The following is a 23,484-nucleotide window of genomic DNA, read 5'->3' as shown; positions in this document are numbered from 1 at the left end:
CCGCCTTCACGGCCGCAGCCGCGCTTCCCGAAGCTTCTCGTAGGCCGGCCGGCAGGCGTCGGCGACCGCACGCGCCGAGGCGTCGAGTACCGGGGCCGGTCGCGCCGCCGGGGGCTCGAAGCCGGTCGACTTCCACACCGTGGCGTACCAGTGCGGCGCCCACACCCCGTCGCTGTCGCGCGGGCCGGCGGGCCAGTGCAGCATGCGGTCGGTGAAGTCCAGGCCCAGGCCGGCGCACAGCGCCCGCAGGTGGGTCTCGGGCGCCGCCAGGAAATCGCCGGCATCGATCACCACCGGCGGCGAGCCGCCGGCCCGCGCCAGTTCGTCGAACAGTTCCGCCTGCTGCTGGAGCCCGATATCGGCCGGTGCCACCGTCGCGCGCGAGCGCAGGTAGGACGCCACGACTTCGTCAGGATCGCGGATCAGGAATACGTTGTGCAGCCCGTGGATCCAGTCGTGGTCCATGCCGGGCAGCAGGTGGTGGGCCATGTGCTTCTGGTACCAGACCGGCTTGCCGCCGGGCACGGGGCCGAGGAGCGCGTCGGCCACGCGGCGCCAGTCGGTGTCGCCGGCGGCGATCACCTCGTCGCGGCCCGGATGGTCCAGCCCGGTCATCGCCAGGTAGGCCGCATAGAACGGTTCGTCGCTGACCGCGCAGTCGGGCCGGTTTTCCCAGGCCCGCATCATCGCCGTCGAGATATTGCGCGGCCCCGACCACATGCCGATGCGCAGTGGTCTCACGCCAGTTTCTCGCCCGCGCGCACGGCCACGTCGCGCTCCACCAGGCCGCGGTAGAGCGCCTGCAGCCGCGCCACCATCGGCCCCGGCTTGCCGTCGCCGATGACCCGGCCGTCCACCTCGCGCACCGCCACGAGCCCGGCGAAGGTGCCGGTGCAGAAGGCTTCCTCCGCTGAATAAACGTCGGTGAGGGTGAAGTTCTTCTCGCGGGCGGTGATGCCTTCCTCGGCGCAGGCGCGCAGCACGTTGGCGCGGGTGACGCCGTGCAGGCAGTAGTCGCCGGTGGAGGTCCAGACCTCGCCGCGGCGCACGATGAAGAAGTGGGTGGAATTGCAGGTGGCGACGAAACCGTGCGGGTCGAGCATCAGCGCCTCGTCGGCGCCGGCCTGCGTGGCCTGGATGCAGGCGGTGATGCAGTTGAGCTTGCTGTGGCTGTTCCAGCGCGGGTCCTGCACGTCCGGGTAGCCCCGGCGCACGTGCACGGTGAACAGCTTCAGGCCGCGCGCCACCAGCTCCGGCTTGGCCTGCTTGTGCTCGGGGATGATGACGATGGTCGCCGGGCCGGCCGAGGCGCGCGGGTCCTGGTAGGGCGTGCGCTTGGGCCCACGGGTCACCATTAGGCGCAGGTGCACGCCGTCGTGCATGTCGTTCGCGGCCAGGGTCTCGCGGATGGCGGATTCCAGGCCCCGGCGGTCGAGGCCGATGTCGAGCATGATCGCCCGGGCACCTTCGAACAGCCGGTCCAGGTGCTCGTCCAGGAACACCGGCTGGCCCCCGACCACCCGCAGGCCTTCCCAGACCCCGTCGCCCAGCACGAAGCCGCTGTCTAAGACCGACACCGTGGCCTCGGCCCGCGGCAGCAGCCGCCCGTTGATCCAGATCCGGATGTCGGCGTTGCGGGGATCGTCGTGGAATTCGTGCACGCTCTGGGCCATGCCGGGCTCTCCCTGGGACTGCCCCGAGTCTAGCCCGCCGGAACCGGGCCGAGGGCCCGGATTCATTGACTTGGCGGCCTCCCGGGCCTACCTTTGCCCCCCTGACCGATGGAAAAGGTGGCCCCGGGAAACCGGCGCCGAGCGTGCGACATGGACACTACCCCCGCTCCGTAGAAGACAGGCCAGGCTTCGCATCCGCGAGGGCGCCTGGCGCCCTTTTTTATTGCCCGAGATTCATCCCAAGACCCGCCATGATCAACATCACGCTTCCCGACGGCAGCCGTCGTCCGTTTGAAAACCCCGTCACCGTCGCCGACGTCGCCGCCTCCATCGGCCCCGGCCTGGCCAAGGCCGCCCTGGGCGGCAAGGTCGACGGCAGGCTGGTGGACGCCAGCTTCCGCATCGAGAACGACGCCGCGCTCGAGATCGTCACCGACAAGCACCCCGACGCGCTGGAAGTGCTGCGCCACTCCACGGCCCACCTGCTGGCCCAGGCCGTGCAGCGGCTGTTCCCGGGCGCGCAGGTCACCATCGGCCCGACGATCGACAACGGCTTCTACTACGACTTCGCCTACGAGCGCCCGTTCACGCCCGAAGACCTGCCGGCCATCGAGGCCGAAATGCAGAAGATCGTGAAGGAAGCCCTGCCGGTCACCCGCAGCGTCAAGACGCGCGACGAGGCCGTGGCCTTCTTCAAGGGCCTGGGCGAGCACTACAAGGCCGAGATCATCGAATCGATCCCGGCCAACGAAGACCTGTCGCTGTACTCGCAGGGCGAGTTCACCGACCTGTGCCGCGGCCCGCACGTGCCGGGCACCGACAAGCTGCGCGCGTTCAAGCTGATGAAGGTGGCCGGTGCCTACTGGCGCGGCGACCACAACAACCAGATGCTCAGCCGCATCTACGGCACCGCCTGGCTGAACGACAAGGACCTCAAGGCCTACCTGCACCAGCTGGAAGAGGCCGAGAAGCGCGACCACCGCCGCATCGCCAGGCAGCTGGACCTGTTCCACATCCAGGAAGAGGCCCCCGGCCTGGTGTTCTGGCATCCCAAGGGCTGGCAGCTGTGGCAGGTGGTGGAGCAGTACATGCGCCGCGTCTACCGCGAGTCCGGTTATGCCGAGGTGCGCTGCCCGCAGATCCTGGACGTGTCCCTGTGGAAGAAGTCCGGCCACTGGGACAACTACAAGGAAAACATGTTCTTCACCGAGTCGGAGAAGCGCACGTATGCCCTGAAGCCGATGAACTGCCCGGGCCACGTACAGGTCTTCAACCAGGGCCTGCACAGCTACCGCGACCTGCCGATCCGTTACGGCGAATTCGGCGCCTGCCACCGCAACGAGCCCTCGGGCGCGCTGCACGGCATCCTGCGCGTGCGCGGCTTCACCCAGGACGACGGCCACGTCTTCTGCACCGAGGACCAGGTCGAGGCCGAGGTCACGGCCTTCCACCGCCAGGCCCTGAAGGTCTACGAAGACTTCGGCTTCTCCGACGTGCAGATCAAGATCGCGCTGCGTCCGGACAACCGGCTGGGCGACGACGCCACCTGGGACAAGGCCGAGGCCGCCCTGCGCGCCGCGCTGTCGTCCTGCGGCGTCGCCTGGGAGGAGCTGCCGGGCGAGGGCGCCTTCTACGGCCCGAAGATCGAGTACCACCTCAAGGACGCCATCGGCCGGACCTGGCAGCTGGGCACGATGCAGGTCGATTTCATGATGCCGGCCCGCCTGGGCGCCGAATACGTGGACGAGCACAGCCAGCGCCGGCACCCGGTCATGCTGCACCGTGCCATCGTCGGCTCGATGGAGCGCTTCATCGGCATCCTGGTCGAAAACCACGCCGGCGCCTTCCCGGCCTGGCTGGCCCCGGTTCAGGCCGTGGTGCTCAACATCACCGACGCGCAGGCCGACTGGGTCGAGTCAGTGCGGAAAACCCTTTCGAATCAAGGCGTCAGGGTCCAGGCCGATTTGCGGAACGAGAAGATCGGCTATAAAATCCGCGAGCACACGCTTCAGAAGATCCCCTACCTGCTGGTGGTTGGAGACCGCGAGAAGGAAAATGGGATGATCGCGGTGCGCACGCGTTCGGGGGAAGACCTGGGGACCATGACGGTCGAAGGCTTCCTGGCGCGCCTGCATGAAGAGAGTGGCCCGGTCGCCTGAAGGCGAGCGGTACTGGAACCCAATAGGAATCAAGCGAATAAACACCTCAGCCCACGATAAGCGAAACCGCAAGAACCTCGAGATCCGCGTCCCGCGTGTCCGCGTGATCGGATTGGACGGCGAAATGGTCGGCGTGCTCACGCGCGACGAAGCCATTGCGCTGGCCGAGGAATCCGGCGTCGACCTGGTGGAAATCCAGCCGACAGCCGAACCGCCGGTCTGCCGCATCATGGATTTCGGCAAGTACATGTTCGACCTGCAGAAGAAGGCGAACGCGGCGAAGAAGAAGCAGAAGATCGTCGAGATCAAGGAACTCAAGTTCCGCCCGACCACCGACGACGGCGACTACAACATCAAGCTGCGCAACCTTCGCCGGTTCCTGGAGGAAGGCGACAAGGTCAAGGTCAACATCCGCTTCAAGGGCCGCGAAATGGCCCACCAGGAGCTGGGTCTTGAAATGGCCAAGCGCATCGAGGCCGACCTGGGCGACGACGTGGTCGTCGAGCAGCGCCCGCGCCTCGAGGGCCGCCAGATGATCATGATGGTCGCGCCGAAAAAGAAATAGGGGACTGTAGGAGCGCCTTCAGGCGCGAATCCCTTCTTTGCCGCAGGCAAAGCCAAAAGATTCGCGCCTGAAGGCGCTCCTACACAAACCATTGGATTTGTTGCATAATTCGCGGCTCGCCGGGCTCCCGGCGGGTCCCCGGTGCGGCATCCGGGCCCGGTTCATCGGGCGAAGTCGTCATGGACCTGTCACTGGTTCCTTTTGGAATCAAGGACTTACAAGCCGGCACGGGCAGGACGGAAAGTGTGGCGTCAGCCACCGCCCAGGCCAGTAACTAAACATCCCAAAGGGACTTCCCATGGCCAAGACCAAGATCAAGACCAATCGGGCGGCCGCCAAGCGCTTCCGGAAGACCGCTTCCGGCAAGTTCAAGGCTGGCCACGCCAACCGTAGCCACATCCTCACCAAGAAGGCCACCAAGCGTAAGCGCAACCTCCGCCAGACGAACCACGTCCGGGCCGAGGACGCCGGTCGTCTGATGCGCCAGCTGCCCTACCTCTGAGGAGAATGAACCATGGCACGAGTTAAGCGTGGTGTTACGGCGCGCCGCCGTCACAAGAAAATCATCAAGCTCGCGAAGGGCTACTACAACGCCCGTCGCAAGGTCTTCCGCGTCGCCAAGCAGGCCGTCACCAAGGCCCAGCAGTACGCGTACATCGGCCGCAAGCAGAAGAAGCGCCAGTTCCGCAGCCTGTGGATCGTCCGCATCAATGCGGCGGCCCGCCTGCACGGCCTGAGCTACAGCCGCTTCATGAATGGCCTGCTGAAGGCGAACGTCACCCTGGACCGCAAGGCCCTGGCCGACATCGCCATCCACGACCCGGTCGCGTTTGGCGCGATCGCCGAGCAGGCCAAGCGCGCTCTCGCGGCGTAAGGCCAATGCCTGCGGCGGCGTGCCGCGCGCAGGCAGCACCAAGGTGGGGAAGGGCGAGAGTCCTTCCCCATTTTGTTTTCTGGACCCGGAAGAACTTCGCGCATGCCTGACATCCAAGACCTGACCCGATCGGCCCTGGCCGAAGTCGCCGCCGCCGGCAGCCTCGACGCGCTCGACGCGCTGCGGGTGTCGCTGCTGGGCAAGAGCGGCTCGATCACCGGCCAGCTCAAGCAGCTGGGCGCCCTGGCCCCGGAAGAACGCAAGGCCGCCGGCGAAGCCGTCAACCGCGCCAAGGAAGCCGTGGCCGGCGCCATCGCCGAACGCAAGGCCGTGCTCGAGGAAGCCGTGCTGGCGGCGCGCCTGGCCAGCGAGCGCATCGACGTGACGCTGCCGGGCCGCGGCGCCGCGGTCGGCAACCTGCACCCGGTTTCGCGCACGCTCGAGCGCATCACCGACATCTTCGCGCGGCTTGGCTACCAGCTGGCCGACGGCCCGGAGATCGAGGACGACGAGCACAACTTCGAGGCCCTGAATTTCCCGCCGCACCACCCGGCGCGGGCCATGCACGACACCTTCTATTTCCCGCCCGACGACAAGGGCGAAGCCCGGCTGCTGCGCACGCACACCTCCGGCGTGCAGGTGCGTTTCATGAAGCAGGCCGTGGCCGACGGCAGCGGCCCGCCGCTGCGCATGATCGCCGCCGGCAAGGTCTACCGCAGCGATTCGGACCAGACCCACACGCCGATGTTCCACCAGATCGAAGGCCTGCTGGTCGACGAGACCTCCAGCTTCGCCGACCTCAAGGGCACGCTGGCCGAGTTCGTGCGCGCCTTCTTCGAGCGCGACTTCGAGATGCGCTTCCGGCCCAGCTACTTCCCCTTCACCGAGCCTTCGGCGGAAGTTGACATCGCCTGGCAGCAGCCCGACGGCAGCACCCGCTGGCTGGAAGTGCTGGGCTGCGGCATGGTGCATCCGAACGTGCTGCGCGCCTGCGGCATCGACCCGGAAAAATACACCGGCTTCGCCTTCGGCCTGGGCGTCGAACGTTTCGCCATGCTGCGCTACGGCGTGAACGACCTGCGCAGCTTTTTCGAGAACGACGTGCGCTTCCTGAAGCAATTTGCCTGACACCACCACTCCTGTAGGAGCGCCTTCAGGCGCGAAGCGTTTCTTTGCCAAAGGCAAAGTCAAAAGATTCGCGCCTGAAGGCGCTCCTACGACAAGCAAAGCGAGATCCTGAACATGAAATTCCCGGAAAGCTGGCTCAGGGAGCACGTCGCCACCACCGCCTCGCGCGAGGAGCTGTCGGCGCGCCTGACCGCCATCGGCCTCGAGGTCGAAGAGCTGCAGCCGCTGGGCGAAGGCCTGGACGGCGTGGTCGTGGCGCAAATCCTGTCCTGCGAAAAACACCCCGAAGCCGACCGCCTGCAGGTCTGCCAGGTCGCCACCGGCGCCGGCACCGTGCAGATCGTCTGCGGTGCCCCGAATGCCCGCGCCGGCCTGAAGGCCCCGCTGGCCCAGGTCGGCGCCAGCCTGCCGGGCGGCATCGCGATCAAGGCCGCGAAACTGCGCGGCGTCGAGTCGCAGGGCATGCTGTGTTCGGCGAAGGAGCTGGGCGTTGATGCCGATGCCTCGGGCCTGATGGAACTGCCGGCCGACGCGCCCGTCGGCCAGCCGATCGCCGAGTTCCTCGGCCTGCCCGATGCCAGCTTCGAGCTCAAGCTCACGCCCAACCGCGCCGACTGCTTCAGCGTGCGCGGCATCGCCTTCGACGTCGCCGCTGCGATGGGCGCGCAGGTCACGCCGATGCAGATCCCGGAGGCCGCCATCGGCCACCAGGCCGCGCTCGACGTGGTGCTCGATGCTGGCGCCGACTGCCCACGCTACTGCGGCCGCATCATCGACGGCGTCGACACCGGCGCACGTTCGCCGCTGTGGCTGACCGAACGCCTCAAGCGCGCCGGCCTGCGCCCGATCAGCCCGCTGGTGGACATCACCAACTACGTGATGCTCGAACTCGGCCAGCCGATGCACGCCTTCGATGCCGGCACGCTCTCCGGTCCGGTCGGCGTGCGCCGCGCCCGCAAGGGCGAATCGATGAAGCTGCTCGACGAGCGCGAGGTCGCGCTGGACGACGGCTTCCTGGCGATCACCGACAAGGACCGTCCGGTGGCCCTGGCTGGCGTGATGGGCGGCTGGGACACCCGCGTCACCGACGTCACCACCCGCGTCTTCCTGGAAAGTGCCCACTTCGCGCCTTCGGTCATCATCGGCCGCGCGCGCCGACTGGGCATGCACACCGACGCCTCGCACCGCTTCGAGCGCGGCGTCGATCCGGAGCTGCCGCGCCTGGCGCTCGAGCGTGCCACCGCGCTGGTGCTGCAGATCATGGGCGGCCAGGCCGGCCCGGTCAGCGAAGCCGCGCTGCCCGAGCATCTGCCGCAACCCCAGGCCGTGGCCCTGCGCCGCGACCGCCTGCGCCGCGTGCTGGGCATGTCGGTTCCCGACGCCGACGTCGAACGCATCCTGCGCGCCCTGGGCATGCAGGTCGCGGCCACGGCGGAAGGCTGGTCGGTCACGCCGCCGACGCGCCGCTTCGACATCGCGATCGAAGAAGACCTGGTCGAGGAAGTCGCCCGCATCCACGGCTACGAAAACATCCCGACCAGCACGCCCACCGGCGAAGTGCGCCTGGTCTCGCCCAGCGAAACCCGGGTCACCGACGCCGTGCTGCGCCGCCAGTTGACCGGCCGCGACTTCCTGGAAGCGATCAACTACGCCTTCGTCGACGCCGGCCTGCTGGCCACCTGGCAGCAGCAGGACCGCGCCGTGGCCCTGGCCAATCCGCTCTCGGCCGACCTGGGCGTGATGCGCACCGCGCTGCTGCCCGGCCTGGTCTCGGCCCTGGCCCGCAACCAGTCGCGCCAGCAGTCGCGGGTGCGGCTGTTCGAGCTGGGCAAGGTCTTCCACCAGCCGATGGAAGGCGGCGCCCCGGTTGAGACCCCGCGCATCGCCGCGGTGGCCTGCGGGCCGCAGTCGGCCGAGCAGTGGGCCCAGGACGACCGCGAGGTCGATTTCTTCGACCTCAAGGCCGAGGTCGAGGCCCTGCTGGCCCTGGCCGGCGCCGAGGGCGAGTTCCGCCCCGACGACAGTCCCTGGGGCCATCCGGGCCGCAGCGCCTCGGTCTGGCGCGACGGCCGCCGCATCGGCTGGCTGGGCCACCTGCACCCGCGCCTGGCCCGCGAACTGGACCTGGACGGTGAGGTCGTCGGCTTCGAGCTGGACCTGGCGCCGCTGGCGGCCCGTTCGGTGCCGCGGGCCGGGGAGGTTTCACGCTATCCGTCCGTCCGCCGGGACATCGCGCTCGTCGTCCCGGAGACCACCCCGTTCTCGGCCCTGCGGACCAGCCTGGAGGCCGCGCTGGGAGCGCTGCTGCGCGATGTGGTGCTGTTCGACCGCTACGTCGGCCCGGGCCTAGAGTCGGGCTCAAAGAGTCTGGCTATGGGCTTGATTCTGCAGGACGTTTCACGCACCCTAACTGACCGCGACGCCGACCAGGCCGTGGCCACCGCCCTCGAGGCGCTGGGCAGGGACTGCGGCGCGCGGTTGCGGTCATGATGTTCGCCGGCAACGGCGGGTTACAGGGGATGTTATGGCACTGACCAAGGCCGAGATGGCCGAGCGCCTGTTCGAGGAAGTTGGCTTGAACAAGCGCGAGGCCAAGGAATTCGTGGACTCCTTCTTCGATGCGTTGCGGGAGGCGCTGGAGCGTGGGCAGCAGGTCAAGCTGTCGGGCTTCGGCAACTTCGACCTGCGCCAGAAGAACCAGCGTCCCGGCCGGAACCCCAAGACCGGCGAGGAGATCCCCATCTCCGCGCGCACCGTCGTGACCTTCCGTCCGGGCCAGAAGCTGAAGGAGCGCGTGGAAGCCTATGCTGGATCCAGGCAGTAACCGGGAACTCCCGGCGATCCCCGCCAAGCGCTACTTCACCATCGGTGAGGTCAGCGAGCTGTGCGACGTGAAGCCGCACGTGCTGCGCTACTGGGAAACCGAATTCACCAGCCTCAAGCCGGTGAAGCGCCGCGGCAACCGCCGCTATTACCAGCGCCACGACGTGCTGATGATCCGCCAGATCCGCGGCCTGCTGTACGAAGAGGGCTACACGATCTCCGGCGCCCGCCAGCGCCTGGAAGGCGAAACCGGCCGCATGGAGAACTCCATGACCGCGCAGGTGGTCAAGCAGGTGCGGATGGAGCTCGAGGAAGTCCTCAACCTCCTCAAGCGCTGACGAGCCCCTGTAGGAGCGCCTTCAGGCGCGAATCCCTTCTTTGCCGAAGGCAAAGCCAAAAGATTCGCGCCTGAAGGCGCTCCTACAAGAGCCCGGCATCGCGTATAATCGCCAGCCCGGCCCAGGCCGGGACCACACGAATCGGGGCGTAGCGCAGCCTGGTAGCGCACTAGCATGGGGTGCTAGGGGTCGTGAGTTCGAATCTCACCGTCCCGACCAATTCGTGGCAAGGCCGTCCGAATCCCCGCGGACCGCCGGAAGCAGACCCGCCGAGAGGCGGGTTTTTGCTTTCTGCAGCGCAGGAAAGACGGTGATGCCCGGCGCGTTCAGTCCGCCTTCGGGCCGCAGTCGGACTCACCGCCCGGACCGGTTTCGACCAGGCCCAGCAAGGCCGCCGGCGGTGCGATCGCATACAGCGCCGCCACCGCCGCGCCTCGCAGCAGCAGCGGGCCGCCCTGCGGCCGGATGTCGGGATCGGCCAGCGGGCCGCTGAGCTGCAGCGGCGAGCGCAGGCTGAAGGGGCTGAAATCCTTCGGCCGGGGCCGCAGCACGATGTCCAGGCGCTCTTCGCGCAGGTCCACCTGGCCCTCGCCCAGCACCAGGGTGTCGGAGGTGTCGAAGGCCAGCGCACGCGATGTCATCACGCCGCCTTCGACCGCGAAGTCGGCGTAGCCGCAGTGCACCGGCACTTCCTTGTCCTTGCCCAGCTTGAACTTGATCATCTCGGCGATGTCGAGGCCGACCAGCTCCATCAGGTAGTTGCTGATGCGCCCCGGTCCCATCGCGATGCCGGCTTCACCGCTGGCGGTCGCCATCACGCCCGCGACCGAGCTGCCGCGGCCCTGCAGACGCAACTGGCCGCCCAGCGAGCCCTGGCTCTTCGCCGCCTCGGCATCGGGCAGCATGCGCGGCAGCTGCAGGCCCCGCGCCTTCATGTCGATGTCGGCAAGCATCGGGTCCTGGCGCGCGTCCAGGTGCACGGCCCCGTCGATGTGGCCACCGGCGAAACCGAAGTCCAGCGGATCCAGGCGCAGGTCGCCGTTTTCCAGCACCAGCCGCGCGTCCAGCGATTCGAAGGGCAGCGGCGGGGCACTCAGGCTGTGTGCGACCAGGCTGACCTGCGCGTCCATCGAACGCAGCTTCTCGGTGTCGTAGACGCTGTCGGGGAAGAGGCGGCCGTCGCGCGGGTCCGCGGCCTGCGGTTTGCCGCCGATGAAGCCGGCCAGGTCGTCGAGGTCGAGCTTGCGCGAGACCAGGTCGGCGACCAGTCGCGTGCGTTCGCCACCCGTCTCGACGCTGACGTCGCCGGCGAGGTCGGAGCGGCCGACGGTGCCGGTGACCTCGCGATAGTGCCAGGTGCGGTCGGTGCGCCCCAGCCGGCCGGTGAGGTCGTAGGCGGCGGTTTCCGGAATGGCCAGGCGCAGCAGCGGATACAGTTCGGCCATGTCGGCGCCCGCGATGCTGAAGTCGAGCTCGAAGTCCTGCAGCTGCAGCACCGAGCGCAGGCCACCGGAGGCGCGGGCGCGGGTGGCGCCGGCTTCGGCCGACAGGTCGATCCAGTAGCGCTGGTCGGGGTCCGTATCCACCAGGTGCAGCGGTGAGCCGATGCGGCCTTCGATCACGAAGGGGTTGCCGCGGTAGTCGCCGCCGCCTTCGATCAGCAGCGGCGGCAGGCGGCCGGGGGCCGTCGGCTCGCCGCTCTGCACGTCGACGGACAGGTCGGTGCGGCGTTTTTCCTGAGCTTCGAGCAGGTGCAGGCGGCCCTGCCGGACCCACAGGGTTTCGATTTCTGGGAAGCGTTCGGGCAGCGGGTCCTGCACGGGCTCGTCGCTGAAGCGCCAGTTCGCGCGCAGGTCGGCGTCCCGTTCGAGGCTCAGCACCGGCTGGTCCAACTGCACCGCCGTGATCACGACCTGGCCGAGCAGCAGCCGCCAGGGGATCCATTCGATCTGCACGCGTCCGGCTTCGGCCAGCGTCGGCGCCGTGGCCCAGTCGGCATTGCCGAGGCGTACGTCGCGCCCCTCGACCGTGTGCCGGACCAACCCCGGCGACAGCGACAATTCGCCGATACTGAACTCGCGGCCGGTGGCGGCGCGCACCTGGTGTTCAATCAGTGCCTTGGCGATCGGCGTGCCGGCCACCAGCAGGAACAGCAGCACCAGCGCGGCCAGCAGCAGCCCGCGCGCATGGCGGACTTCGCGGGAGGTGCTGTCGGCAGCGGTGGCAGGCTCGGTCATGGCCGAAGCATAGGCCGGCCAAACCCACCGGAACCCGAACGGCGACGGCGCCGTTCAGGTTCGGCTACGCCGCGCGGCTGTCAGCTGTCGAACAGCGCCTCGTCCAGCGCCAGCAGGTTGCCGGCGCCGCTGCGCATCGCCGCGGCGTGCGCCTGCGTGCGCGGCAGGATGCGGGCGAAATAGAAGCGGGCGGTTTCGCGCTTGGCCTTCTTGAAGCCGTCGCCGTGGCCACCGGCCTCGGCCGCCACCACCGCACGCGCCCACCAGTAGGCCAGCGCGACGTAGCCGGAATAGAACAGGTAGTCGACCGACGCCGCGCCCACTTCGTCGGCGTTGGCCATGGCCTTCTTGCCGACCTCCATCGTCAGCTCGCCCCACTGCTTGGCGATCTCGGCCAGCGGCAGCACGAACTCGGTCAGCGACTCGTCGGCCGCGTGTTCGGTGCAGAAGTCCTGGATCATCTTCATGAACATCTGCAGGCCGGCGCCCTGCAGCTGCATGGTCTTGCGGCCCAGCAGGTCCAGCGCCTGGATGCCGGTGGTGCCTTCGTAGATGGTGGTGATGCGGGCATCGCGCGCCAGCTGCTCCATGCCCCACTCGCGCACGTAGCCGTGGCCGCCAAAACACTGCAGCGCGTGGTTGGTGCATTCGATGCCCCACTCGGTCAGCATGCCCTTGACGATCGGCGTCAGGAAACCGAGCAGCGTGTCGGCCTGCTTGCGTTCTTCGGCATCGGTGGATTGTTCGATGACGTCCACCAGGGTCGCCGCGTGCAGCGCCAGCAGGCGGCCGCCTTCGCCCAGCGCCTTGCAGGTGAGCAGCATGCGGCGGATGTCGGCGTGCACGATCAGCGGGTCGGCGGGCTTGTCGGGGTTCTTGGCGCCCGACAGCGAGCGGCCCTGCAGGCGGTCGCGCGAATACGCCAGCGCGTTCTGGTAGCTGCGGTCGATCATGGCCAGGCCCTGCAGGCCGACGGCCAGGCGCGCGGTGTTCATCATGGTGAACATCGCATTGAGGCCCTTGTTCGGCTGGCCGATCAGGTAACCCTGGGCGCCGTCGAAGTTCATCACGCAGGTGGACGAACCATGGATGCCCATCTTGTGTTCGATCGAGCCGCAGCGCACCGCGTTGCGCTCGCCGACGCTGCCGTCGCGCGCGGTGCGTTGCTTGGGCACGATGAACAGCGAGATGCCCTTGGTGCCCGCCGGGGCGTCCGGCAGGCGCGCCAGCACCAGGTGCACGATGTTGTCGGTGAAGTCGTGCTCGCCGCCGGTGATGAAGATCTTGGTACCGGTGATGGCGTGGCTGCCGTCCTCCTGCGGTTCGGCCTTGGTCTTGAGCAAACCCAGGTCGGAGCCGCAGTGCGGTTCGGTCAGGCACATCGTGCCGGTCCACTCGCCCGAGATGATTGGCTTGAGGAAAACCTCCTGCTGCCATTCTTCGCCGTGGTGCTTCAGGGCCTCGGTGGCGCCGTGCGAAAGCAGCGGGTAGTTGCCCCAGCTCAGGCAGGCGGCGTCGATCATTTCCTTGAGCGCGGCGCCGAAGCTTTCCGGCAGCGCCTGGCCACCGAACTTTTCCGGGGCGGTGAGCGCGGTCCAGCCGCCTTCGACGAACTTGGCGTAGGCCTCCTTGTAACCCGGCGGCGTGGTCACTGAGCCGGTGGCCTTGTCGAACGTGCAGCCGTGTTCGTCGCCGACGGCGTTGAGCGGCGCCAGCACGGTTTCATTGAAACGCGCGGCTTCGTCCATCACTGCGTCGAGCAGGTCGCGCTGGCCGTTTTCGATGCCGAGCCTTGCGTAGAGCTTGTCGGCGCCGATGACGTCGTAGAGGGCGAACTTCATGTCGCGGACGGGAGCGGTGTAACGATTCATTCGTGGGTTCCTCGAAGGTCAGCGGAGCACGCCGTCGAGCCCGGGGACCGGGTCGAGGCGGCTGGGATATTCAATGGCGTCGTCGGTGCCCGGGTCGCTGCTGGCCAGCCGGCCGGCCAGCACGTAGGCCACGCTGCGGCGGTTGCCCAGGGCCTGCTGCACGGCGTCGCGCGCGCCCGCGCCGGGCGTGAACACCTGTTCGACCAGTTCGGCCGAACCGGGCCCGACGGTCACGCCGGGATCGAAATCGAAGCGGGTCGCGTCCTGGCCGCCGACGGTGAGGCTGGCCTGCAGGCGCGAGAAACGCATCGGCACGGTGCTGAAGTTGCGGATGCGCAGCGAAAGCCGCCAGCTGCCGTCTTCGAGCACCCGCAGTTCCTGCACGCTGGCCTGGGGCGGGAACACCCGCTTGGGCGGGCCGCCGGCACAGGCGGCGAGGAGGGCCACGATGATCAGGAGGAGGGCGGCGAGACTCGGTTTGCGCATGGCGGGCGGGCTCCAGGAAACAGCCCCCGGAGCATACCAGCCCGTACGTTTACAGGGCGTGGCATTCAGGTCATCAGGCCGCGGCGCACCGCATAGCGGATGACGTCGGCGGTGTTTCGCGCCTCGAGCTTGGCCAGCACCCGCGCCCGGTGGTTCTCGGCTGTCTTGGTGCTGATGTCGAGCCGACGGGCGATTTCCTTGGTGCTCATGCCTTCGATGACCAGGTGGAAGACCTCGCGTTCGCGCGGCGTCAGGCTGCCGTAGGGGTCGTCCATCGCCTGTTTCGGGCGGTGCAGCTGTTCGGCCAGGATGCGCGTCGCTTCCGGGCTGAAATGGCCGCGGCCCTCGCCGACGTTGCGCACGGCGGCCACCAGTTCGGCGGTCGGGCTGTCCTTGAGCATGAAGCCGGTGGCGCCGGCGCGCACGGCGTGCAGCAGGTATTCCTGGTCCTCGTGCATGGTCAGCACCAGCACGCGCGTGCGCGGTGATTCGACCTGCAGGCGGCGCACGACTTCCAGCCCGCCGAGGTGGGGCATCGAGATGTCGATGATGGCGACGTCGGGATCGTGTTCGGCGGCGAGTGCAATCGCCTGCAGGCCGTTGGATGCCTGGGCGACAACCTCGCAGGCGCCGGCGGTTTCAAGCACGGAGACAAGGCTTTCCCGGACCAGCGTGTGGTCGTCGGCGATCAGGACCCGCAGGCGTCGGCCCGGGAGCGTGCTCATGGCGGCAGTATGCCAGTCTCCCCGGGAATCGGGACCACCGCTTCGAGGCGGGTGCCGTCGTCGCCCGATTCAAGCGAAAGGCGGCCGCCATACAGCGCGACGCGATCTTTCATGCCGCCCAGGCCGGTGCTGTCGCCGCGCCGGGATTTTTCCAGCGCTGCGGTGACATCGAAGCCGGGGCCGTCGTCCCAGACGGTGAGCCGGAGCAGGCCCGCCCGCACGCGCACCGAGACGATGGCCTCGCTGGCGCCGGCGTGGCGCAGCACGTTGGCCAGGGCTTCCTGGGCCAGGCGGAAGACCAGGGTCTGCAGGTCGGGTTCGAGCGGCGGCAGTTCGTGGGCACGGATCGCGATCGCGAGCTTGCCGGGCTGGCCGAGCGTGCGCGCCAGCCAGTCGAGCGCGGCTTCCAGGCCGAGGTCGTCGAGCACCTGTGGGCGCAGCAGGCGCGACAGCTCGCGGGTGTCGGCCAGGCCCTGCACGCACAAGGCCAGGCTGGCGTCGATGTCCGGCTGCAGGTCGGGGCGGCTGTCGCCGAGCTGGTGGGCCAGCAGCGCGAGCCGGTGCTTGAGCGCGGTGAGGTTCTGGCCCAGGCCGTCGTGCAGTTCGCGGGCAAGCCGGCGGCGTTCTTCTTCCTCGACGCGGAACACGGCGCGGCCCAGGCGCTGGAATTCGCGCTGGTTGGCTTCCAGGCGTTCGACCAGGGTCCGGTAGTCGCCGCGCAGGGTATCGAGCGTGGTGGCCAGGTCCTCAGTCTTCGCGGGCATCGGTGGACTCCGTGGGGGCGGGCAGGGCGGTCGCCTGCGCCTGCTGGCTGTCGAGGGCACGTGCGGCCTGTTCGCCGGCGCGTGCCGACGCCGCGGTCTCGCCGGCCTGGGCGAGCGCACGGGCGCCGAGGGCGTGCAGGCGATGCGCCCGCAGGTAGCCCTTGCGCCGGTCCAGTTCGGCTGCGGCCGAACGGTAGGCCCGGGCGGCGCCGGCGGCATCGTCGCGGGCAAGGCGCTCCTGCGCCAGTCGCTCGAGCCACAGCAGGCGCAGCGAGAGGTTGCCGAGCGCGCTGATGTCGGCATCAAGCGCGGCTTCGCCTTCGCTTCCGGCGAAGCCCAGCACGTCGGCTTCCAGCACCAGCGCACGCACGCCGGCTTCGCCGGCCAGTGTCCTGGCGCGCACCCGCGCCGAACCGGCGGCGCGGTCATTGCCGGCATCCTGCTGCAGGCGGGCGTCGACGAGTGCGGCGATGGCCCGCTGCTCCAGCGAACTCTCCAGCAGCGCCGGCCGGATGTTTTCGAGCAGTGCCTGCGCCTGGTCCTTGCGTCCGGCGCCGGCCAGCAGGCGGGCCTGCAGCAGGTCGGCGTCCACCAGTCCGCGCTGGTCGCCGCGTTCGCCGAACAGGCGCCGCGCTTCGTCGAGATGCGTTGACGCCGTGCTGAGCTCGCCCTGCAGCAGCGCCAGCTCGGCGAGGTTGCGCAGGCTCACCGCGGCTTCCTCGAGCATGTGCCGTGCGCGCGCTTCGTCGAGCGATCGGTCGAGGCGGCGTTCCGCGTCGGCCCAGTCGCCGCGGGCGAGGTCGAGCAGGCCCAGGTTCTGGTCGGCGCGCACGATGCCGTTGTGGTCGTCCAGCGCCACGAAGGCTTCGCGGGCCTGCTGCCAGAACACGCGGGCATTGTCGTAGTCGCCGAGCTGGTAATGGGCGAACCCGATGTTGTTGAGGCTTTCGGCGGTGCCCTGCGGATCGCCGGCGGCTTCGCGTCCGCGCAGGGCGCGCTTGTAGGCGGCCAGGGCCTGGGCGTAGTTGCCGCGCTCTTCCGCGAGCAGGCCCAGTTCGTTGTCCACGGCGGCGCGGCCGCCGCGGTCGCCGATCTCGTCGAACAGCGTGCCGGCTTCGGACAGGTTGTCCTGGGCCGCGTCGAAATGCCCGCGCACCATCGCCAGCTGGGCGAGGTTGCGCAGGCTGCTGGCCAGGCCGCGGCGATCGCCGAGGCCGCGGCGGAGCTCGGCGGCCTTGCGGTACTGTTCCTCGGCGTCCTCGACCTGGCCAAGGCGGGCGTAGCCCACGCCCATGGCATTGGTGGTCTCGGCCTCGCCGAAGGCGCTGCGGCCGCGCTTGTACAGCACCAGCGCGCGCACCAGGTGTTCCTCGACGGCTTCGCGCGGATCGCCCTGCAGGATGGCGGCCTTGCCCAGCAGGAACCAGGCCCGCGGGTCCTGCGGGTCGCGCGCAAGCAGCTGGCGCAGCGCCTCGCTGGCGGCGTCGAAGCTGCCGGCGTCGATCTCCAGTTCGGCCAGCTGCAGGCGCGCGTCGAGGTCGTCCGGTCGCGCCGCGACCAGCGCGCGCTGCTTGCCCAGGACCGCGTCGAAGCGGCCCTCGTAGAGGTCGACGATGGCCTGCAGGCGCGGCTGCACCGGCGAAGACAGGCCGGCGCCCCGGCGCGCGGCGTCCTCGGCCAGGGCGTGCTGGCCGGCAGCGCCTGCGGTTTCCGCCAGTCCCAGCCAGGCCGGCGCGAAACCGGGTTCGGTGGCGGCCAGGGATTCGAAGGCCGTCGCCGAGGCTTCCCAGCGGCCGGCGTCGCGCAGCGCCAGGGCCTCGCCGTAGGCGCGAAGGGCTTCCGGCGTCGCCGGCAACAGCCCGGGCGGCAGTTCGCCCAGTGAAAACGCCCGGGCCAGCGCCACCGCGGACTGTTCGCTTCCCTGGCCCGCCGGCGCCTGGAAGCTGAGCGGCGTCGCCTCGCCCGTTTGCTTCAGCGTGGCCTGCAGCCCGGTGCCGGCATCCTGTTCCAGCCGCAGCACGCGCGTCGCCGGCAGCACGGCCAGCAGCGCGTCGTCGTCGGCGCGGCGCCCGCCCAGGCCGGCCTGGGCCAGGGCCAGCTGACTGCGGTCGGCATCGACGAAGGGCGGGTTGGGCGGGCCGGCCAGGCCCAGGCGCAGGGCCTCGGCGATGGCCGTGAGTGCGGCCGGGTCCGGGGCGGAAGGGGCCGAGACCAGCACGATGCGATCGGGCACCGGCAGCTCCACCGGAACCGGCTCCGCGGGCGGCCGCGTCTGCCACCAGGCGAACAGCGCGACGGCGGCTATCAACAGCAGCGCGGAGACGACGACGGCGCGCCCGGGGCGCAGGTCGCGCGCGACGTGCCGCGCCTCGATCGCGGCCACCACGGCGCCGGCGTCCTGGAAGCGGCGGGCGGGATTGGGCTGCAGCAGCCGGTCGACCAGGCGCACCACCCAGGGCGGCAGGTCCTTGCGCTGCGTGTCCAGCCGCGGAGGCGCCTGCACGAGGCGCTGGGTCAGCGATTCGGCCGGTGTGCCGCCCGCGAACGGAGGCTGCCCCGCCAGCATTTCGTAGAGGATCAGGCCCAGCGAATACAGGTCGCTGCGCGCATCCACCGGCGCGGCGCGCGCCTGTTCGGGCGACAGGTAGTCGGGCGTGCCAATGATCGCGCCCGACTGGGTCAGACCGCTGGTGCCCAGCGAGCGGGCCACGCCGAAGTCGCTGATCAGCGCATTGCCGGAGCCATCGACCAGCACGTTCGCAGGCTTGAGGTCGCGATGCACGATGCCGCTGGCGTGCGCGGCGGCCAGGCCGGCGGCCAGCTGGCGGGCGATGGCCAGCGCGGGTTCGAGCGGCAGCCGGCCTTCGCGGTCCAGGCGGCGGTCGAGGGCCTCGCCGTCCACCAGGTCCATGCTGATGAACCAGCGGTCCTCGTGCCGGGCGATGTCGTGGATGCGCACCACGTGCGGGCTGGACACCTGGCGGGCCAGCAGCAGCTCCTGGCGGAAACGGTCGAATGCCTCGGGCCGCGACGCCAGCTCGGGGCGCAGCAGCTTGATCGCCACCGGCACGCCGAGGTCGCGGTCCCGGGCCAGGTAGACCACGCCCATGCCGCCGATGCCGAGCATGCGCACGATCTCGAAGCGCCCGGCCAGCACCGTGCCGGGCAGCAGCTCGGCGCCGGCGAACTGGCCGGTCATCGTTTCCGGGAAACGGCTGCGGTCGGTGCCGGTCATGGCCGGCTCAGGCCGCGGCGCCGGTGGCGCCGGGCCAGCGGAACTGGCGGGCGACCTCGGCCAGGGCCAGCTCGCTGCGGCGTGCCGCCAGCCACAGCGCCGCGCGTTCGGCGAAGGCTGCCAGCAGCTCGAGTTCCAGCGTCGTGATCGCGTGGCCGGGCGTGCGGCTGTCGGCATAGGCCAGGCCAAGCACCTCGTCCCCGGCCACCAGCGGCAGGCAGACCAGGGAGCGCAGTCCGCCGGCGATCACGGAAGCGCGGGAAGCGAATGCGGCGTCGTGGCCGGCGTCGTTGATCACCACCGGCCGCCGTTCCCGCAGCGCCCGGTCGACGGCGCCGCGGCTGCCGTCGAAGGAAGGCGCGGCGAGCGCGCGATCGTCCAGGCCCTGCCAGGCGCGCACGACCGGGCCACCGGACTGGTTCACCAGCAGGAAGCCGCGTTCGCAGTCGGCCAGGTCGACGACGGCGGCCAGGGTGGCCTGCAGCAGGTCGGACGGGGCCTGGGAGCGTTCGATCGCGCGCTGGTGCAGCACCGAGGCGGTCTGCCGGGCGGCGCGGCGTTCGCCGGCGCGCGCGAGCGCCTGCTCATCCAGTTGCACCAGTTCGCAGGTGACGTCGCCGAAGCGAAGCCAGGCGTTTGCCGGCAGGCGACGACCTTCGGCAGGGCTGCCGTCGATGAAGCTGCCGTTCTTGCTGTCCAGGTCGAGCAGGCGCCAGCCATCGCCTTCCGGCTCAAGACGGGCGTGGCAGCGCGAGACCGAGGGGTGGTCGATCAGCAGGTCGCTGGGCGGGGCGCGGCCTACCTGCAGGCCACGGCCGGCCGGCAGCACGGTTTCCACCGCGGCTCCCTCGGGCAGGTAGGCTGTGAGGCGGGCAGGCATGCCCCATCTTGGCCCCAGCCAGTGGGGCCTCGCAATGGCGGTGGCGGCGGGACGCGCCCGCGCCGGCGCTCAGGCGCCGTAATCGCGCAGGTAGCCGATGCTGAAGGCCAGGGTGTCGAGGCCCGAAAGCAGCTCGCCGGCGATATTGGCGACGTCGCGCGTGGCGCGCCAGTCATCCGGGATGAACGTGCCCGCGCGCGCCGAAACCCGCGAACGCATCGCGTCCACCAGGGCGTTCGCGGCGGCGAAATCCTGCACGGCCACGGCGTCCTCGATGCCGTCGATCATCGACACCAGCGGGGCCTGCTCGCTGGCCGCAAGCAGGCCGGCCTGGTCGCGCAGGAACTGGATCTTCTGGGCCACCACCGCGTCGGTGGGCCGCAGGTCGAGCGCGACGATGAACTGCGAGAAGCCGCCGGTGGTGCCGCGCGTGCGCACGCTGCCCGGTTCGACCGCATTGGTGATGTCGCGGAAGGCGCCGCCCAGCGGGGCCTTGAACAGGCGCAGGCGCGAGCCGGCCGTGTAGGGCAGGGCGTGGGTGTGGACCTCCACGTGCACGCGGCGTTCGAAGGCGAGGCCGCCGAGCGTCGGCGGCTCGACGGTGATCATCAGCGGCAGGTCGGTCGGCACCGACACCAGGCCGCTGGGCAGGCGCGCGAGCAGCGTCGGTGCACTGACCGTCACCAGCTGGGCATCAAGCCCCAGCGAAGAGGCCGACAGCCCGGAAGCGTCGTCGAAATCAAGCTGCAGGTCGGCCAGCGGCGACAGCGCCGGGCCGATGCGCACCTCGGCGGTGTCGCCGGAAATGGAAACGCCGAGCGGCAGCGACTGCGCGCCGGCGAGCGGCGCCGCCAGCAGGAGTGCGAAAGAGAACGCCTGGATCAGCCTGGTCATGCGGATGTCCCCCTGTGGGATGCCTTTCAAAGTGGCGCGTCCGCTGCGCCGCATGCCGTCCTGGGTGGTCCGTGGCGATCGTGGCCCCGGCTCCATGAATCCTTGTGTAACCGAGCCTAGAACCAAAAACGGGACCTGTCTCTAGGTGATTTCCCCCAGGCCGGCTGGGGGGTCTTCCGGATTTGCGGTCCGCCGGGCGGGGCGGAGGCTGTGCCTACCTTGCCGCGTCCGGCTTGGACGCACCCCTTCCCGGAGAACCGCCATGTCTTCACGCCCGTCCCGCAAGATCCGCAAGATCCGCGTTTCCGCCCTCGCCATCGGCCTGCTGGCCAGCGGCGTGGCCCTGGCCGACGCCCACCTTGACCCGCAGCTGGTCAACAAGCTCGCCGCCGCGCTGCCCACCGACGAACTGCAGGTGGTGGTGACCTACAAGCAGTCCGGCCCGGTGACCCCGACCCAGGTCCAGGCCCTGAAGGCCATCGGCATCGAGAAGGGCGTGACCATGCACACGCTCCCGGTCGCTGGCGCCCTGGCCACCCCGGCCGAGATCGCCGCGCTGCGCCAGCGCGACGACGTGGTGTCGATCTACTACAACGCCCCGCTGCGCTTCTTCAACAAGGAGCAGCGCGAGATTTCCGGCGCCGCCCGCGTCGTGCAGAACCCGAACGACTTCGGCAAGGCCATTCCCTACAGCGGCCGCGGCGTCACCGTCATGGTGAACGACTCGGGCATCGACGCCACGCATGAAGACCTCAAGCTGGGCGAGAACGTCGTCGAGAACGTGCTGGCGCCGCAGAACATCCTGGCCGAGCTGGCCGCGATCGCGGCGCCGGGCATCGTGCCGATGACCTACCTCGAGGGCCAGCCCAACAGCGACCTCGGCTCCGGCCACGGCACCCACTGCGCCGGCACCATCGGCGGCACCGGTGAGCGCTCCAACGGCCTGTACCGAGGCGTCGCCCCGGGCGCCGACATGATCGGCTACGGGTCGGGCGGCGTGCTGCTGATCCTCGACGCCGTGGGCGGCCTCGACTACGCGGCCACCCACCAGTTCAGCTTCGACGCGCCGGTTCGCGTCACCAGCAATTCCTGGGGCAGCTCGGGCAAGTTCGATCCGCTCAACCCGGTCAACATCTCCACCTACGAGCTCTACAAGCGCGGCATCGTCAGCGTGTTCGCGGCCGGCAACGACGGTCCGGGCGAAGACACCCACAACCCGTATGCGCAGGCACCGTGGGTGGTGTCGGTCGGCGCGGGCGAGAAGGACGGCGTGCTGACCTCCTTCTCCTCGCGCGGCAAGCGCGGCGAGTCGGGCACCTTCACCATGCCGGATGGCAAGGAGTGGACCTACTTCAACGAGCCGACGATCGTCGCGACCGGCGTGGACATCATCTCCACCCGCGCCGTGACCGGCGCGCTGGGTCCGCTGGCGGCCGAGCAGGACGCCGCCAACCTGGCGCCCGAACACCTGCCGTTCTACAGCCACATGAGCGGCACCTCGATGGCCACCCCGCACGTGGCCGGCGTGGTTGCACTGATGCTGGAAGCCAATCCCGACCTGACCCCGGCCCAGGTGAAGGCCATCCTCGAGGAAACCGCGACCAACATGACCGGTCGCCTGCCCTGGGAAGCCGGCGCCGGCCACCTCAATGCCTACGCCGCGGTGGCGATGTCGCAGGGCCTGCGCAACGACTACGGCCGCACCGTGAACCTGCTGCGTGAGTTCAACGCCAACGCGCTGCTGGCGCCGGGCGGTGATGCGCTGCCGTTCGACATCTTCTTCTCGCCGGTCGGCGAGGTCGAAAGCCAGTCCTTCGAAGTGGGTGCCGACGTCGCCTGGGTCGCGGCCCGTGCGCAGGTGGACGCGAACACGATCGCGGTGGTGCTGACCGATCCCGACGGCGTGCGTTACGGTTCCTCGATCACGCTGCCGGTGCTCGGCGACACCGCCGTCACCGGTGCGCCGGGCAAGCCGGGCACCTGGACGGTGACCGTGCGCGGCATCGGCTCGCTGTCGGGCGTCGCGCTCGACCCGGCTGGCGTCACGAACGGTTATGCCGCGCCGGGCAACGTCGCCGGCGAGATCAGCTTCCTCAAGAGCGCCGGCTTCACCGGCATGGACGATGTCGCCGGCCATCCGGCCCGCCAGGCGATCGAGTTCGCCGTCGCCAACCGCCTCGTCGACGGCTACTCCGACCGCAAGTTCCGCCCCGACCAGGCGCTGCGCCGCAGTGAACTGGCCCAGTACCTGGGCATGGGCGCGAGCATCCGGCAGTCGCTCCCGCTCGACGGCAGCGCCAGCTTCAGCGACCTGTCGGTGTCCTCGCCGGCCTATGCCTACGCCGAGGCCGCGATCGCCAAGGGTGCGCCCCTGCGTGACCTGGGCTGGACGCAGGACGGCGTGATGCGCCTTGTCAGCGGTGCCTTCAAGCCCAGCGGCACCGTCAGCCGCGCGGACCTGGCCTATTCGCTGGTCCAGGCCCAGGGGCTGCAGGACGAGGCCCGGGCCTTCAGCGGCGAGATGACCGCCTTCTTCAACGGCCAGCGCGTGCCGGTGAAGGACGCTTCGCAGGTGCCGGCCGACCTGCGCGGCCATGCCCAGCTGGCGCTGGACACCGGCGTGCTCAACGCCCGCTTCGCCATCGAGCAGGGGCCGTTCGACCTGCAGCCGAAGGTGGTGGCGTACTTCGATCCGAAGCAGACGGTCACCCGCGCGGCCTACGCGGTGGCGGCCGGCCGCTTCCTGACCCAGTTCCAGACCGCCGAGGACTGATTCTCCCCCTGGACCATCGGCTTTCTGATTCGGGCGGTCCGCTTGCCGGGCCGCCCGAT

19 protein-coding genes and 1 tRNA gene are annotated in these 23,484 nt (G+C 69.7%); 10 read left to right on the top strand and 10 right to left on the bottom strand.

From position 1 onward, the window contains the following. Nucleotides 1-6: 6 nt before the first annotated feature. Nucleotides 7-741 carry a hypothetical protein gene (locus ACE3TE_RS09700; protein ID WP_374604443.1) on the bottom strand — a complete coding sequence of 245 codons (735 nt, stop codon included), beginning with the start codon at nucleotides 739-741 and terminating at the stop codon, nucleotides 7-9. Beyond that, entirely contained in the window at nucleotides 738-1,673 is a 936-nt protein-coding gene (locus ACE3TE_RS09695) for an aminotransferase class IV (protein ID WP_374604441.1), read from the bottom strand. The genes ACE3TE_RS09700 and ACE3TE_RS09695 overlap by 4 nt, the downstream gene beginning before the upstream one ends. Nucleotides 1,674-1,924: 251 nt before the next feature. Here ACE3TE_RS09695 and thrS point away from each other — a divergent pair, with 251 nt between their 5' ends. From thrS to ACE3TE_RS09650, 9 genes are all read left to right on the top strand, one after another. Beyond that, on the top strand, nucleotides 1,925-3,832 hold the full coding sequence (gene thrS, locus ACE3TE_RS09690) for a threonine--tRNA ligase (RefSeq protein ID WP_374604440.1): 1,908 nt from the start codon (nucleotides 1,925-1,927) through the stop codon (nucleotides 3,830-3,832). After that, complete coding sequence (gene infC / locus ACE3TE_RS09685; RefSeq protein WP_374604438.1) at nucleotides 3,807-4,397, top strand: translation initiation factor IF-3; 591 nt, start codon at nucleotides 3,807-3,809, stop codon at nucleotides 4,395-4,397. Before thrS ends, infC begins: the two co-directional genes overlap by 26 nt. Before the next feature lie 298 nt (nucleotides 4,398-4,695). After that, complete coding sequence (gene rpmI, locus ACE3TE_RS09680; RefSeq protein ID WP_374604436.1) at nucleotides 4,696-4,899, top strand: 50S ribosomal protein L35; 204 nt, start codon at nucleotides 4,696-4,698, stop codon at nucleotides 4,897-4,899. 12 nt (nucleotides 4,900-4,911) lie between these two features. Beyond that, on the top strand, nucleotides 4,912-5,271 hold the full coding sequence (gene rplT / locus ACE3TE_RS09675; RefSeq protein WP_374604434.1) for a 50S ribosomal protein L20: 360 nt from the start codon (nucleotides 4,912-4,914) through the stop codon (nucleotides 5,269-5,271). A 102-nt stretch (nucleotides 5,272-5,373) separates the two neighbouring features. Then, entirely contained in the window at nucleotides 5,374-6,399 is a 1,026-nt protein-coding gene (gene pheS / locus ACE3TE_RS09670; RefSeq protein ID WP_374604432.1) for a phenylalanine--tRNA ligase subunit alpha, read from the top strand. Between the two features lie 114 nt (nucleotides 6,400-6,513). Next, nucleotides 6,514-8,889, top strand: a complete 2,376-nt coding sequence (gene pheT / locus ACE3TE_RS09665) for a phenylalanine--tRNA ligase subunit beta (RefSeq protein ID WP_374604430.1) — start codon at nucleotides 6,514-6,516, stop codon at nucleotides 8,887-8,889. Between the two features lie 34 nt (nucleotides 8,890-8,923). After that, the gene (locus ACE3TE_RS09660; protein WP_034222882.1) at nucleotides 8,924-9,223 is read left to right on the top strand and encodes an integration host factor subunit alpha; all 300 of its coding nucleotides are present in this window, start codon (nucleotides 8,924-8,926) and stop codon (nucleotides 9,221-9,223) included. Then, complete coding sequence (locus tag ACE3TE_RS09655; protein WP_374604428.1) at nucleotides 9,204-9,560, top strand: MerR family transcriptional regulator; 357 nt, start codon at nucleotides 9,204-9,206, stop codon at nucleotides 9,558-9,560. Before ACE3TE_RS09660 ends, ACE3TE_RS09655 begins: the two co-directional genes overlap by 20 nt. Before the next feature lie 142 nt (nucleotides 9,561-9,702). Next, nucleotides 9,703-9,779: transfer RNA gene (locus ACE3TE_RS09650), tRNA-Pro, on the top strand. Nucleotides 9,780-9,886: 107 nt separating this feature from the next. Here ACE3TE_RS09650 and ACE3TE_RS09645 read toward each other — a convergent pair. From ACE3TE_RS09645 to ACE3TE_RS09610, 8 genes are all read right to left on the bottom strand, one after another. Beyond that, nucleotides 9,887-11,797: an AsmA family protein gene (locus ACE3TE_RS09645; protein ID WP_374604426.1), complete on the bottom strand. Its 1,911-nt coding sequence runs from the start codon at nucleotides 11,795-11,797 to the stop codon at nucleotides 9,887-9,889. An 80-nt stretch (nucleotides 11,798-11,877) separates the two neighbouring features. Continuing rightward, nucleotides 11,878-13,668 (bottom strand): acyl-CoA dehydrogenase C-terminal domain-containing protein, encoded by a 1,791-nt coding sequence (locus ACE3TE_RS09640; protein WP_374604424.1) that lies wholly within the window; start codon nucleotides 13,666-13,668, stop codon nucleotides 11,878-11,880. Between the two features lie 18 nt (nucleotides 13,669-13,686). Next, nucleotides 13,687-14,154, bottom strand: coding sequence for a hypothetical protein (locus ACE3TE_RS09635; RefSeq protein ID WP_374604422.1), 468 nt, complete (start codon nucleotides 14,152-14,154; stop codon nucleotides 13,687-13,689). A 65-nt stretch (nucleotides 14,155-14,219) separates the two neighbouring features. Further along, a complete protein-coding gene (locus ACE3TE_RS09630) occupies nucleotides 14,220-14,879 on the bottom strand; it encodes a response regulator (protein ID WP_374604420.1) in 660 nt (219 codons plus the stop codon). Then, nucleotides 14,876-15,643 (bottom strand): sensor histidine kinase, encoded by a 768-nt coding sequence (locus tag ACE3TE_RS09625; protein ID WP_374604418.1) that lies wholly within the window; start codon nucleotides 15,641-15,643, stop codon nucleotides 14,876-14,878. Before ACE3TE_RS09625 ends, ACE3TE_RS09630 begins: the two co-directional genes overlap by 4 nt. After that, entirely contained in the window at nucleotides 15,627-18,878 is a 3,252-nt protein-coding gene (locus ACE3TE_RS09620) for a protein kinase (protein ID WP_374604416.1), read from the bottom strand. The genes ACE3TE_RS09625 and ACE3TE_RS09620 overlap by 17 nt, the downstream gene beginning before the upstream one ends. A 7-nt stretch (nucleotides 18,879-18,885) precedes the next feature. Beyond that, the gene (locus ACE3TE_RS09615; protein ID WP_374604414.1) at nucleotides 18,886-19,758 is read right to left on the bottom strand and encodes a GAF domain-containing protein; all 873 of its coding nucleotides are present in this window, start codon (nucleotides 19,756-19,758) and stop codon (nucleotides 18,886-18,888) included. Between the two features lie 69 nt (nucleotides 19,759-19,827). Beyond that, complete coding sequence (locus tag ACE3TE_RS09610) at nucleotides 19,828-20,652, bottom strand: DUF6689 family protein (RefSeq protein WP_374604413.1); 825 nt, start codon at nucleotides 20,650-20,652, stop codon at nucleotides 19,828-19,830. 262 nt (nucleotides 20,653-20,914) lie between these two features. Between ACE3TE_RS09610 and ACE3TE_RS09605 the strand changes: the two genes are divergently transcribed. After that, nucleotides 20,915-23,425 carry a S8 family serine peptidase gene (locus ACE3TE_RS09605; protein ID WP_374604411.1) on the top strand — a complete coding sequence of 837 codons (2,511 nt, stop codon included), beginning with the start codon at nucleotides 20,915-20,917 and terminating at the stop codon, nucleotides 23,423-23,425. Nucleotides 23,426-23,484: the final 59 nt, after the last annotated feature.

It is taken from the genome of Arenimonas sp., from assembly GCF_041919775.1.
GTDB lineage: Bacteria > Pseudomonadota > Gammaproteobacteria > Xanthomonadales > Xanthomonadaceae > Arenimonas.
The sequence above is the reverse complement of the archived record's forward strand: the minus strand, read 5'-3'. Positions and strand labels throughout refer to the sequence as shown.